This window comes from Amphritea sp. HPY (assembly GCF_050870985.1).
Classification (GTDB): domain Bacteria; phylum Pseudomonadota; class Gammaproteobacteria; order Pseudomonadales; family Balneatricaceae; genus Amphritea.
Genome location: NZ_CP194015.1, coordinates 4,787,342 through 4,801,142, shown reverse-complemented (window position 1 = coordinate 4,801,142; position 13,801 = coordinate 4,787,342). Strand labels below are relative to the sequence as shown.

Genomic DNA, 13,801 nt, shown 5'->3' with positions numbered 1-13,801 from the left:
TCCGGCGACTCTTTTTCATTGTTAGTTTAATAACCCGATCAGACCTGCGGATGGGCTTTCTCTTCAGTCGACTCAAGCATGTTCAGGGCATGAATATAGGCTTTAGCGGAGGCGATAATAATATCGGTATCTGCGCCCAGACCATTAACCATACGACCACCTTTTTCCAACCGAACGGTTACTTCACCCTGGGCATCGGTACCACTGGTGATCGCATTCACCGAATACAGTTCCAGTCCGGCACCGGACTGAACGATAGATTCAATCGCTTTAAATGCCGCATCAACAGGGCCACTGCCTGAAGCTTCGCCCGTCTGTTCCTGATCCTCCACCGCAACAGTGATAGTAGCCACTGGCACCTCACCGGTCTGAGAGGTGACACTCAGACTATTCAGCTTGAATTTCTCACAGTGTGAAATCTGAGTATCGCTGACCAGTGCCTGCAGATCCTCATCAAAGATTTCATGCTTCTTATCCGCCAGATCCTTAAACCGGGCAAATGCGGTATTCAATTCAGCATCGGTCTCAAACGTAGTGCCTAACTCTTCTAAACGAGCACGGAAAGCGCTACGACCGGAATGCTTACCCATCACCATTCGGTTAGCATTCCAGCCAACATCCTGAGCAGTCATGATCTCGTAGGTTTCCCGGTGTTTAAGTATACCGTCCTGATGAATACCAGACTCATGGGCGAAAGCGTTGGCACCTACGATCGCCTTATTCGGCTGTACCGGAAAGCCAGTAACGCTGGAAACCAGCCGGGAAGCCGGTACGATCTGAGTGGTATCAATACCGGTCTCTAATCCCATCACGTCTTTACGGGTGCGCAGTGCCATCACAAACTCTTCAAGTGAAGCGTTACCAGCCCGCTCACCCAAACCATTGATAGTACATTCCACCTGACGGGCACCGTAGTTGACCGCTGCCAGCGAATTCGCCACCGCCAGGCCGAGGTCATTATGACAATGCACCGAGAAGATCGCCTGATCGGCGTTTGGCACACGCTCAATCAGCTGTTTAATAGTATGACCGAACTCTTCTGGTACTGCATAACCGACGGTATCGGGAATATTGATCGTCCGGGCACCGGCAGCAATCACCTGCTCGATAATCTTACACATAAAGTCCAGATCCGAGCGACTTGCATCTTCCAGCGAGAACTCAACGTCGCCAACCAGGTTACGGGCGCGTTTTACCGCATATACCGCCTGTTCAACCACCTGAGAAGGTTCCATCTGCAGCTTATACTGCATATGAATAGGAGAGGTCGCGATAAACGTATGAATACGACCGGAGTTGGCATTTTTCAGGGCTTCGCCAGCACGATCAATATCGGCATCCAGCGCCCGGGATAGTGAACATATAGTACTATCCTTAATCGTATCAGCGATTGATTTGACCGACTCAAAGTCGCCCGGACTGGCAATAGCAAAACCCGCTTCGATAACATCGACCCGCATCTTTTCAAGCTGTTTGGCGATCCGCATCTTATCTTCACGGGTCATTGACGCGCCCGGGCTCTGCTCACCATCACGCAGAGTGGTATCAAAAATAATTACTCGGTTATTATCGGTCATTGCCAAACTCCAGAAACTGCTCGCTCATTGAACCAGTTCGGTGCAATGCAGCGATTAACGCTTAAATACGGTTACCCAGGACGGGCAGGAAAGTGACGTGTACTGAATAGTACTCAAAACAGCGTTTAAATCTGCCTGATACAGGGCCACGCCAACTCAATAATTGGTTACCGACTAATATAACTTGCTGATGGCTTTTTGCAACTTAATGACGTACAAATAACAGTCTGTTAAGCGCTTTATTAAAGGGATTCAGCCGATGAGCAGTAACCGTTTTGATCAGTCTGTCGATCGCCGCCCCACCTCCAGTTTAAAGTGGGCAAAATACAGTGATAGCGACATCCTTCCTATGTGGGTGGCAGACACCGATTTCCTGGCACCACCTGCCGTCATTGAAGCTCTGCAGGAACGTATCGATCATGGCATTTTTGGTTATACCAACACGCCTGCAGAGCTGAATCAACTGGTGATTGAGCGGATGCAGGATCTGTATAACTGGCAGATCGAAACCGACTGGCTGGTGTGGTTACCGGGATTAGTTTGCGGCCTGAACCTTGCCTGCCGCAGCATCGGCACCAATGGCGACAACGTCATTGCGCCCAAACCGGTATATCCACCTTTCATGTCGGCCCCGCGCCTGTCAGACCGAACCCTGACAACTATTCCCATGAAACAGGAGAGCAAGCGCTGGTTAATCGATTTCGAGGCCCTTGAACAAGCGATCACGGCAGAATCAAAGTTATTACTGTTCTGTAACCCGCACAATCCAGGTGGCAGCGTATATAGCAAGGATGAGCTGGAACAACTGGCGCAAATCTGCGTTCGGCATAATCTGTATGTCTGTTCTGACGAGATCCACTGCGACCTGATTCTGGAACCCGGGCTGAAGCATATCCCGCTGGCTTCCCTTAATGCAGAGATAAGCGCCCGCACTATTACGCTAATGGCACCAAGCAAGACCTACAACATTGCAGGGCTGGGTTGCTCGTTCGCTATCATTGCCGATGCAAACCTGCGCAAAGAGTTCAATCAGGCACGTAAAGGTATCGTTCCTGACGTTAATCTGCTCGGATTTACCGCCGCTCTCGCCGCCTATAAAGAGGGCGACGACTGGAACCAGCAACAACTGGATTACCTTAAGGGCAACCGCGACTATCTGGTCAAAGAGATCAACCAGATCCCCGGCCTGACACTGAACAATATCGAGGCGACCTACCTTGCCTGGATTGACATCTCCGCCGCCAAACTGGAAAACCCCGCGCACTTCTTCGAACAAGCCGGCGTCGGCATGTCACCGGGAAGGGACTTCGGCGATGAACGTTTTATGCGGCTTAACTTTGGCTGCACCCGAGAGATGGTCATCGAAGCAGTTAACCGGATACGTAAGGCCATGCTCAATCACCTGCCAGGGGGGTAAGGGCAGGAGCTAGACGCAAAGCAGAGCTTTGCTTGCTAGAACGGAGCCTTCGGCTCCTGCTAGTGGCTAGAAAAATCAAAAACAAAAAAACCACCTATTGGCGGTTTCTTATTCCCGCAACGCGGGAATTCTTTTCCTAACAACTAGCAGGAAGGCCTACCTTCCTTGCTAGTTAGCCGCGAAGCTAGCGATCTAGCTACTGGCTTTAAGCAACTTATTTCATGCCATGTATTTTTCATGTTGTTTTGTGAATAGCCATAAGCACACTCTGCCTCTCATGACGATGAAACATATAGAAGAGTGACAAATCACTGGATCAGTATTTGGCCGAAGATTTTATCATTGAATATTTTTATTTGAAATTTCCGCTTTCGACACAGAGCGGTCACTCTTGCAATAACTGACGAGTTTCAACAAACGTCGCGGATTACATTTAACACTGGCAGGTAGACAGAATTATTTACAGGATCCAAAAATCAGTACCTGTCAGATCGGGTCTGAATTAGTACAGCTCATTAGAGCTGGAGGGAATAACCCTACTTGCAACTCGAAACTTTTAGCGATTAGAGTTACTTCTCCTGAATCTTCTGGATGTAATAAACCAGTTCAAGAATTCTTCCACGAATAACTCTCTCATAATCCACGAAATGAATCTCCAGCCCCGCCTCTTCTCTGTAGCGTTGCCCCCAAACAGGCATTGCGCTCTCACCATGAACTGAGACTCCTGCTCTTCCATCAATGGTCTCCATCACCTTTTTAAAAGGGTATTGCCCGTTATTATTTTTTGCCAGTACAGTCAGATCTGCTGGTTTTATGGTCAGATGCTTACGTAGAGGGCCACGACCTTTTCCGTCAATACCATGACAAGAAGCACAAGATGCACGAAACTCGTCGAATCCTGCCAGATCCTCTTTAGCAGCAGCATCACTAATGCCAAACGGCGCAATTAACAGCAGGATTGCTCCATATTTTTTTGTGAGTCCTTTTAGCGAAGTAGCCTTTAACATGCCATTCTCCTTGTGTGATTTTGAAGGGCTAGATACAGCGATTACGCTATTTTTTTTCTGCTGGAAGGCACTAACCTCGACTCGGATATAACTTAAAAAGTAGTTGCTGGTTGCATTAAGTCAAGACACAGAGACGATAAGGAAATATCGATGCCTTAATGGGGAATATGTGGAGAACAGTGTTGTGATGAAATGATTATGTCGGAGCTGAACTGACTTCTAATGACAGGTAGCCCCAGCTCAAGCAGCCATGCCTAATAAGGTTACTTCTTGTATAAAGCAGGCACTAACTATTACCTAAATAGAAAAAAGCCACTGACCCATGAATCAATGCCTTTTCGCTTTTGATTTTTCTAGCCACTAGCAGGAAGGCTTGCCTTCCGTTCTAGCCAGCCGCGAAGCGGCGATCTAGCCACTGCTTTTCAGGCCCGATCAAACGGCAATCCAATCACATCTTTGATTTCGACCGCACCCAGCGCCAACATAACCAACCGGTCCAGCCCAATAGCGACCCCGGCGCAATCAGGCATACCAGCGGTCAGTGCAGCCACCAGCTGGTTATCCACAGGGCGTTGTGGCAGCCCTTCCGCTTTGCGCTGGGCGATATCCAGATCAAAACGTCGAGCCTGTTCCGCACCGTCGGTCAACTCGTGATAACCATTCGCCAGCTCAACACCGTTAATAAACAGTTCAAAACGACAGGCAACAGATCTTCCCGAAGCATCCTCGCTGGTTTTAGCCAATGCCGCCTGAGAAGCAGGATAATCGTAAACAAACACACCACCCTGACCAACCAGCTGTGGCTCGATCACATGGGACATCAGCAGGTTTAACCAGTTATCCCGATTATCATCGTCCATCTCCAGCTCTATACGTGACAGGGCTATCTGCTTCAGTTCTGTTACTGATGCAGTATGCGGATCAACATTCAGATATTGCTGAAACAGCTCACCATAACTAAGTCGATGGCATTGATTGAGACCTAGTATCGGGGCGATCAGCGCTTCTACTTCGTCCATCAACTGGCGGTGGTCGTAGCCCACCCGATACCACTCCAGCATGGTGAATTCCGGATTATGACGACGGCCGGACTCACCGTTACGAAACGCTTTGCAGATCTGAAAAATCGATCCACTGCCGCTGGCCAGTAGCCGTTTCATGGCATATTCCGGCGAACTTTGCAGATAACGGGCTGACTCCTGTTGCTCTGGTACAGGATGATAGCGACACTCGATCGTATCTATATATGGATCGCTGACCGCAGCAGTGGTCATCAGCGGAGTTTCCACCTCCAGTACATCCCGCACAACAAAGAAGCGGCGAATCTGAGCAAAGATCTCCGCCCGCCTGCGCAGGTTTTCTATCGGCGCCGTTGCCTGCCAGTTATTATTCACCCGACTCTCTTTCAACTGACCCTCTCTCACCTGTTAATTAGCAAAATCCGGAAACAAAAATGACAGCCGAAGCTGCCATTTTGGATTAGAGCATTAGCTTTAATTATGCGCGGGAGACATAGCTTCCTGTCCGCGTATCAATCTTCAGCACCTCACCCTCTTCAATAAACAGCGGTACACGAACCACGGCTCCGGATTGTAAAGTAGCTGGCTTAGAGCCGCCCTGAGCTGTATCGCCTTTCAGGCCCGGATCAGTCTCAGTTACCTGAAGCTCAACAAAATTGGGCGGAGTCACTGAGATCGGATTACCATTGAACAAGGTCACCTGACAGGAATCCTGCTCTTTCAGCCATAGATGTGCATCGCCAATCGCAGTCACATCAGCAGCAACCTGATCATAGGTGTTTGGATCCATGAAGTGCCACATCTCACCATCGCTGTACAGATACTCCATATCTGTATCCATTACATCGGCACCTTCTACGCTTTCGCCTGACTTAAAGGTACGCTCCCAGGTACGACCGGACATCAGATTTTTCATTTTAACCCGGGTAAAGGCCTGACCTTTACCTGGTTTAACGAATTCAACATCAACCATGGAACATGGATCACCATCGAGCATGACTTTCAGGCCGTTCTTGAACTGGTTGGTAGAGTAGTTTGCCATATCGATCTCTGAATAATGTGGACGCTAAAGGCGGATTACCGCCACGAAATTGACAGACATTCTACTTGAAAGGAGAATGCGAGCCAATTTTCCACAAAAAATAATCCCGCCAGACCAATCAAGGTCAACTATTCGGGAGTTATATTAACGGAGCAGACCTGCCTCTTTATGAATTCATCTACCCCCTTGCTGGATAACTGGCAGACAATTCTCAGCCAGACCATCGACTCACCGGAAGCGCTGATCAGGCATCTGCAGCTTCCTGAAGAGCTGATTGAGCCGGCCCGGGAAGCCAGCAAGGGTTTTCCTCTCAGGATACCGGCGCCCTACCTGCAGCGTATCCGTAAAGGTGACATCAATGATCCTTTACTGCGTCAGGTACTGCCGCTAGGCGACGAGCTTCGCCAGGTACCGGGCTTTGTCACTGATCCATTAGCTGAGATGGCGGCCAATCATCGTGATGGCCTGATCCATAAATATAAAGGGCGGGTCCTGCTGGTAATAACCGGTGCCTGCGCGATCAACTGCCGCTACTGTTTTCGACGCCACTTCCCTTATGAAGATAACCGATTGGGGCCTGAACAATGGCAGCAGGTGCTCAACTACATCCAAAACGACGATAGCATTAAAGAAGTTATCTTCTCCGGTGGCGACCCACTGGTTTCTAGTGATAAACGGCTGCAGAAGCTGATCGCTGACCTGGAACAGATCCCTCACTTACAACGCTTACGTATCCATTCCCGACTACCGGTAGTCATTCCTCAGCGGGTAACGGATACGCTGACAACCACGCTGCGGGACACCCGCCTGCAGAGCGTTGTCGTGCTGCACATCAACCATCCTAATGAGATTGATGACTCAGTTACAGCCGCTGTGCAACAGTTAAAGAAGGCCGGTATCACCGTATTAAATCAGGCAGTTTTGCTGAAGCAAGTCAATGATTCTGTTGAAGTCCTTAAACAGTTAAGTGAAACCTTGTTTGCCAGCGGTATACTGCCTTACTATCTGTTCACTTTTGACCCGGTAGCCGGTGCTGCCCATTTCGACTTTGCCGATAGTGACGCCCAGCAACTGATGCAACAGCTGCATATGGAACTTCCGGGTTACTTAGTACCTAAGTTAGCCAGAGAAGTCCCCGGCAGGGGTTCTAAAACCGTGTTACCTATACAGTTCGATTAGATAAGGAAGCAAAGCTCTCAATTGAACTATCGCTGTTACAGGCAAGTTCCTAAATTGGCAGGGAAGTACCCGACGACAAAGGCGCCAAAACAGTTTTACTGATAAAGTTCGATTAATTAACTCAGCTAAACGCCCAATTGGACTACCGCTGTTATCAGCCAGGAGCATGTATTCATGCGTTCAACCGCACAAACTGCCATTCTGTTATTTGCCGTCGCTATGTTCGGCATCGGAGCGCTACTGCAGATCGCTCAGCAAGCGTCTGAGCCTGTGCAGCCTGAATTATCAGTTATCTACCAGGATATAAACAGCCCTGAAGATATCCGCAGCCTCGAATCCGACAGAGTCGCAGCGATCGCTTATACCCGTGTAATCTCGCTGCAGGCACTACCAGTACAAGCCAAGAAAGATAAGTTTATTGCGATGATGCTACCGGCGATTCTGATCGGTAAGCAACGCCTGCAACAAACCCGACAACAGATTGAATTACTGCTTCAGAAAACAACACTCAGTGACACCGAACAAGCATGGCTTGATCAATATATGGCCCGATACCGGGCCGACACACCGGAACAACTGCCGGCGAAGATGATCGATATGCCTAACAGTATTGTGTTATCGCAGGCGGCGATCGAAACCGGCTGGGGCACCTCCCGCTTTTTCCTGGAAGGTAATAACATCTTCGGCGTATGGTCGGTTGATGCCCGGGAACCCAGAATAAGAGCCAGCGAAAGTCGCAATGGCAAGGCTATCTATGTAAAGAAATATGACTCGCTGTTAGGCGCGGTGGATGACTACTTTATGACATTGGGCCGGGGCGGCCCTTACCGGTCCTTGCGAGCAGCCCGCAGTAACACGGATAATCCACTGCAGCTGATCCAGCACCTGGGTAGCTACAGCGAACTGGGTGACACTTATATTAAACGGTTGAGAAACATGATCGAGTACAACGATCTGCAGCGTTTCGACAACTACACGCTATAATAATTATCGTTCACAGGGGCACTGAACTCGGCCAGTAACTGATCCAGCGGTAATGGTCTGCCAAGGCCATACCCCTGACCATAGTCCACCCCTATATCTACCAGAAGTTGCCGTATTTCATCATTTTCAACAAATTCTGCGATAGTGGTTTTACCCATCACATGACCAATATCGTTAATTGATTTAACCATCGCCAGATCCAGCGGGTCTTCGGCAATACCTTTAACAAAAAGCCCATCGATCTTGAGATTATCCACCGGCAGGTTTTTCAGATAAGCGAACGATGATAAACCACTGCCGAAATCATCCAGCGAAAACTGGCAACCATAGGATTTAATACTGTGGATAAAACGCCGGGCTTCCGACAGGTTAGCAATTGCCGAGGTTTCAGTTATCTCAAACTTGATTTTATACGGCAACAGCGAAGAACCTTCCAGATGACTGCTTATCGTATCGCGGATCATATTGTCGCCTAATGAGCCACCGGAGAGATTAATCGCACAGCAGCCCAGGTGCTGACTGAAAGCCGTAAAATTTTCCTCCAGCCAGCTAAAAGCATGACGTACCACCCACTGATCGATCCGGCTGGACAGCTGATAACGCTCTGCCGCTGGCAGGAATGCCCCCGGCGGGACAATATTGCCTTCCCGGTCCAGCATCCTGACCAGCACTTCGACATCCGGCTTCAGTTGCTTATTTTGCAACGGCAAAATCACTTGCCCGTAGAGCAGAAAACGGTCCTCTTCCAGTGCCGAGTTAATCTCTGACACCCAGTGCATCTCGCCTTCCCGCTGCGCCAGCAGTTCATCCCCCTGCTGGTACAGGTGAACCCGGTTGCGCCCGGAATCTTTTGCGGTATAGCAGGCAGAGTCAGCTTGCTGCAACACTTCGGTCATACTCACCGAATTAATATCGATCTGCACTACGCCGATACTGACACCGATTGAGAAAACCTGTTGTTCCCAGCCAAATTTAAACTGCGCGACCGCATCGCGAATCTCTTCAGCGATCATCTGGGCTTTCGATAAAGGGCAATTTTGCATCAGGATACCGAACTCATCGCCGCCGAGGCGGGCCAGGGTATCCGATGCCCGGATCCGCTCCTGCAGCAACACAGAAATTTGCCGTAATAACTCATCCCCGGCAATATGGCCACAGGTGTCGTTAACTACTTTAAACTGGTCAAGGTCCAGAAAACAAAAGGCATGTTTAGACTCGGCATAAGCATTCAACTGCAACAAGTTATTCAGCCTGACTTCAAACTCACGCCGATTAACCAGGCCGGTCAACTGATCATGACTGGCCTGATAGCTGATCTGTTCAGATATCATTCTGGCTTCGGTTATATCCTGCTGCGTCACAACAAAATGGGTTAACAGGTTTTCTGCATCATAGATCGGTGCTATATGTACCTGCGCCCAATACAACGTTCCCGCCTTTTTCTGATTAATGATATCTCCGGTCCAGTCAGGGTCCTCAGATAATGTCTGCCAGACTTCGGAATATGAGGTCTCACCTTGCTTAGCAAAGTGCAACATATTGATGTTATGACCAACCACTTCTTCAGCACTGTACCCGGTCACTTCAGTAAACTTAGGGCTGGCATATTCTATCTCGCCACCGGGCTTGGTTATCAACACCATATACGGGCTAAATTCAACCGCCTTGGAGAGCTTCAGTAGTTCTTGCTGCGCCCGCTTACGTTCTTCAACTTCGTGCTGTAACGAAGAGGTACGCTCATCTACCAGCTGGCTGATCCGCATTGTCCTGCCGGTCAGAGACAACAACCAACCACCAAGTAAGGCGGTAAAAAACAGCCCGGCCAGCAGCACCAGCAAGCTACTCCACTGCACCAGGTCAGCCAGAAATCCATACTGAGGATGATAAACAAAACGGTACACCCGGCCTCCGATCGCAGAATCGGCTTGCCAGGTAAACTCTGCCAAAGCCCTATTACCGGTCGATGCCTCATTATTGCCCTGGTACAACACGACAGGCTCAGTAGAGATATCCAGAATCCTCACCGCAACATTGACCGAAAGGTCCTCCCGCTGCTGCATTACTGAAGAAACAAAGTCATCCATACGGTACACTCCGGCAATAAGCCCATAACCGGACAAACTGCTGACAATATCTGGCTGGCTGGATTTCAGATAAGCCACCAGCCCCCGCTGAGTGCCATTTTCCTGCACCAGGCGAATAGGTGCTGTCAGTGCAAAGCCCCCCGCATGCAATGCTCTCTGCTGCGCCTCCCGGGCCTGCTCATTAGTCGAGATATCGAAGCCGTGGGCCCGACTATTACCCGCCAAAGGCTCAATATACATAATCGGGAAGTACTCATCGCGCTGAGCAGCAATGACCATCTGACCATCAGCGCCTAATTCAGTAATGACACCGGGGCCATCGTCCCTGTCCTCAAATACAATGCGCTGTTTCTGACTCACCCGCGGCGTCCATTCCAATGCCTGAATTTCCGGATAACGTAACAATTGATGTTGAGTGAAGAGGCTGAACTCTCGGCCATTTACACCGTCATTGGCATTAATAAAACTACGAATCGAGTACAGTACTTCAAAGTTTGCCTGCAAGCGTTTTTCAACATAGGAATGCAGCTCCCGGGCCTGCCTTTCAAAAGTTTGTTGCCGGTCATTCTTTTCATAGGATAACGTGATAAAAAACAACAAAAATATCGTTATCAACATCCCAAGCAACGGTAAACCGACGGTCATTCGTCTGCTATACAGAGCTGGATTTGAACGGGCCAGAAAGGTTAGTAGCAAGGGCGTCATCACCATCGCGCCAATACTGTCGCCAACCCACCAGGTAAGCCAGCTGATTAAAAACTCACTACGCGTAATGATGCCAAGCATGAAAAAGCTGGTGATTGCGATACTGCTGGCGATTACCGATGCCAGGGGGCCAATGATAAGCAGGAAATAGACGATCCGTTTATCGTCAATCAGCGGATCATCCGATCCGATCAGCCGCTTCACCAGCCACACACCGACGACCGCCTGACTCAGGCCTGCAATGCTCAGCAGAGTAATCAGCGATAAAGACTTTAATATCTCACTGGCCGAACTCAGATCCAGCCAGGATTCTGAATAAAGCAGCAATAACGCTGCGAACAGTCCGTAACAGACCCGGTAACCGCCCAGCATTATCGCGCTGAGAGAGATACCTGCGGCAGGCCACACAGCAGATGCTTCGCTGGGCGGAATCGCCAGCAGCAAAATAGATAGCTTAGCCACGACATAATACGCTAAACCAGGTAATACATGAGTTGTCAGCAGACGACTAAACAGGGACATCCCCACGCAGTAACCTCCGTTCCAGGCGTGTAATGAACAATGATAAGCACTAAAAAGCTACAACTCACAGCTGCAAACTGTCAGAACAGCGTAACTCGTTGAAAGTCTGACTGATAAACTTGGTTTTTCCAATAGTTGCAAGAGCCTTTATGCCCAGTTTGATCAGTCCCCGACTGAGATCAATTTAACCCATACTGTTCTTGCGCTAGTCTTGGGTAAATCGCCGATAACAAAAAAAGCGAGTTGAAGATGAACGGAACAGAAACCGGCTTTCTGCGAAGACCCGACCTCACCGAGCTGTTTCAGGTGCTGATATCCCATGGCTATGAAGTTATTGGCCCGATCATCCGGGATGACACCATACTCTATAAGCCCCTGCAAAGTTGTGATGAGTTGCCACTCGGCTGGCAGGAACAACAGGCTCCCGGCAGCTACCGCTTACAACACACCGGCACTGAACTGAATTTCTCCTGGGCTAACGGCCCCCAGGCTTTAAAACCCTATCTGTTCGCACCTCGCGAGATCATCTGGCAGGCGGAAAAAGATGCTGATGGCACGCTGAAATTCAGCCAGCCAGAACAACCTGACCGCATGCTTGCAATTATTGGCGTACGCAGCTGCGACCTGGCCGCGCTGAAACTTCAGGACCAACACTTTCTCAATGGCCAGTACCATGATCCTTACTATGCCTCTCGCCGCAAGGGGCTTCTGATCATTGCAGTTAACTGCTCACACCCGGCTGACACCTGCTTCTGTACCTCGACCGGTGACGGCCCCCACGCTGAAAATGGCTTCGACCTGTGTCTGACTGAGCTGCATGATGGTTTTCTGATCAGTGCCGGCAGCGTACTCGGAGAAAGCCTGTATCAACAATTACCATTGCGTAAAGCGAGCCATAACGAACTGCACCAACAACTGCAACAACAGCTGCAGGCCAGCCAGCAGCAACGGGCACTGCCCAATATTCCGATCAAAGATCTGCTGACGAAGCATAGAGACCACCCGCGCTGGGATGATATTGCCGAACGTTGCCTGGCCTGCGGTAACTGTACCCAGGTTTGTCCAACCTGTTTCTGTCATAAAGAGAGCGATCTGGCCACTCTGGATCAGAGCCAGAGCCAGCATGTTCGGGAATGGGCCTCCTGCTTCAGCGAAGGCCATGGCTATATGGCCGGGCATCAGGCCAGACCAGACACTAAACAACGCTATCAGCAATGGATGACTCATAAGCTCAGTAGCTGGCATGAGCAATACGGTCGCAGTGGCTGCACCGGTTGCGGGCGCTGCTCTACCTGGTGTCCGGCCGCTATCGACTTCCCCCTCGAAGTCGCCGAAATTTGCGGAGGTGATAAATGACACGGCCAAGCCCGAAGCCACAGTGCGACACCCACCCCTACCTGCCGATGGAGGCTGAGGTAGTGGAATACATCGAAGAATCTCCGACAATCTTCACCCTGCGTCTGCGTTTAACCGATACCCAGCATAACCAGTGTTACAGCTTTCAGCCGGGACAGTTCAACATGCTTTATCTGCACGGCGTCGGTGAAGTCGCTATATCCATAGTCTCGGACCCACAGGATGAAACCCTGATAGACCATACTATCCGTGCAGTCGGCCGTACCACCCGAGGTTTGCAACAGTTACGCAAGGGCGATCGTCTCGGCCTCAGAGGTCCCTATGGCCGTGGTTGGCCGATGCAGCAAAGCAGGGGGCATGATGTGATCATCGTCACCGGCGGCCTCGGCTGCGCCCCCGTAGTAGCGGTGATCAATTACATCCTCATGCGGCGTACTGAATTCGGCAAGCTGACTATCGTTCAGGGCGTCAAACATTCCGATGATCTGATCTGGCGAAAACGCTACGAATACTGGAATACCCTGCCGGAGACTCAGGTTCTGATCGCGGCAGACAACGGCGGTACTTTCTGGCCATTTCACCGCGGCCTGGTAACCGACCTGCTGGAGCAGAGCATTGTCGATACGGGTGACGCCTTTGCTATGCTGTGCGGACCGGAAGGATTGATGCAGGCAGCCAGCAAAGGACTGCTCGAACATGGCCTGCAGGCCGAACGGATCTACCTCAGTATGGAGCGTAATATGCAGTGCGCCGTCGGTCACTGCGGCCACTGCCAGTACGGTAAAGACTTCATCTGCAAAGACGGACCGGTCTTTACCTACCCGGAGATACAGGATCGACTGGGAGTACCCGGATTATGATGGCCGGATTATATTTCAGGCCATACCGCTCTGAACTGGAGGAACTACA

General features: G+C 50.1%; 10 protein-coding genes. 5 read left to right on the top strand and 5 right to left on the bottom strand.

Annotated features, from left to right (window positions below; genetic code table 11):
* Window positions 1–38: 38 nt before the first annotated feature.
* Window positions 39–1,577 carry a 2-isopropylmalate synthase gene (locus ACQUQM_RS21345; RefSeq protein ID WP_432471888.1) on the bottom strand — a complete coding sequence of 513 codons (1,539 nt, stop codon included), beginning with the start codon at window positions 1,575–1,577 and terminating at the stop codon, window positions 39–41.
* A 259-nt stretch (window positions 1,578–1,836) separates the two neighbouring features.
* Between ACQUQM_RS21345 and ACQUQM_RS21340 the strand changes: the two genes are divergently transcribed.
* Window positions 1,837–2,994, top strand: coding sequence for a MalY/PatB family protein (locus tag ACQUQM_RS21340; RefSeq protein WP_432471887.1), 1,158 nt, complete (start codon window positions 1,837–1,839; stop codon window positions 2,992–2,994).
* Window positions 2,995–3,563: 569 nt separating this feature from the next.
* Here the strand turns inward: ACQUQM_RS21340 and ACQUQM_RS21335 are convergent.
* From ACQUQM_RS21335 to efp, 3 genes are all read right to left on the bottom strand, one after another.
* Window positions 3,564–4,001, bottom strand: a complete 438-nt coding sequence (locus ACQUQM_RS21335; RefSeq protein ID WP_432471886.1) for a c-type cytochrome — start codon at window positions 3,999–4,001, stop codon at window positions 3,564–3,566.
* A gap of 422 nt (window positions 4,002–4,423) precedes the next feature.
* A complete protein-coding gene (gene epmA, locus ACQUQM_RS21330; protein WP_432471885.1) occupies window positions 4,424–5,395 on the bottom strand; it encodes an EF-P lysine aminoacylase EpmA in 972 nt (323 codons plus the stop codon).
* A 103-nt stretch (window positions 5,396–5,498) separates the two neighbouring features.
* Entirely contained in the window at window positions 5,499–6,062 is a 564-nt protein-coding gene (gene efp / locus ACQUQM_RS21325) for an elongation factor P (RefSeq protein ID WP_432471884.1), read from the bottom strand.
* 168 nt (window positions 6,063–6,230) lie between these two features.
* Between efp and epmB the strand changes: the two genes are divergently transcribed.
* The gene (gene epmB, locus ACQUQM_RS21320; RefSeq protein WP_432471883.1) at window positions 6,231–7,241 is read left to right on the top strand and encodes an EF-P beta-lysylation protein EpmB; all 1,011 of its coding nucleotides are present in this window, start codon (window positions 6,231–6,233) and stop codon (window positions 7,239–7,241) included.
* Between the two features lie 174 nt (window positions 7,242–7,415).
* Window positions 7,416–8,225, top strand: a complete 810-nt coding sequence (locus ACQUQM_RS21315) for a glucosaminidase domain-containing protein (protein ID WP_432471882.1) — start codon at window positions 7,416–7,418, stop codon at window positions 8,223–8,225.
* Here ACQUQM_RS21315 and ACQUQM_RS21310 read toward each other — a convergent pair.
* Window positions 8,213–11,536, bottom strand: a complete 3,324-nt coding sequence (locus tag ACQUQM_RS21310; RefSeq protein WP_432471881.1) for an EAL domain-containing protein — start codon at window positions 11,534–11,536, stop codon at window positions 8,213–8,215. The two genes, ACQUQM_RS21315 and ACQUQM_RS21310, sit on opposite strands and share 13 nt — an antisense overlap.
* Before the next feature lie 249 nt (window positions 11,537–11,785).
* Between ACQUQM_RS21310 and ACQUQM_RS21305 the strand changes: the two genes are divergently transcribed.
* Together ACQUQM_RS21305 and ACQUQM_RS21300 are read left to right on the top strand one after the other, a co-directional pair.
* Window positions 11,786–12,892 (top strand): 4Fe-4S dicluster domain-containing protein, encoded by a 1,107-nt coding sequence (locus ACQUQM_RS21305; RefSeq protein ID WP_432471880.1) that lies wholly within the window; start codon window positions 11,786–11,788, stop codon window positions 12,890–12,892.
* Window positions 12,889–13,752 (top strand): FAD/NAD(P)-binding protein, encoded by an 864-nt coding sequence (locus tag ACQUQM_RS21300; RefSeq protein WP_432471879.1) that lies wholly within the window; start codon window positions 12,889–12,891, stop codon window positions 13,750–13,752. Before ACQUQM_RS21305 ends, ACQUQM_RS21300 begins: the two co-directional genes overlap by 4 nt.
* The last annotated feature ends 49 nt before the right edge of the window (window positions 13,753–13,801 follow it).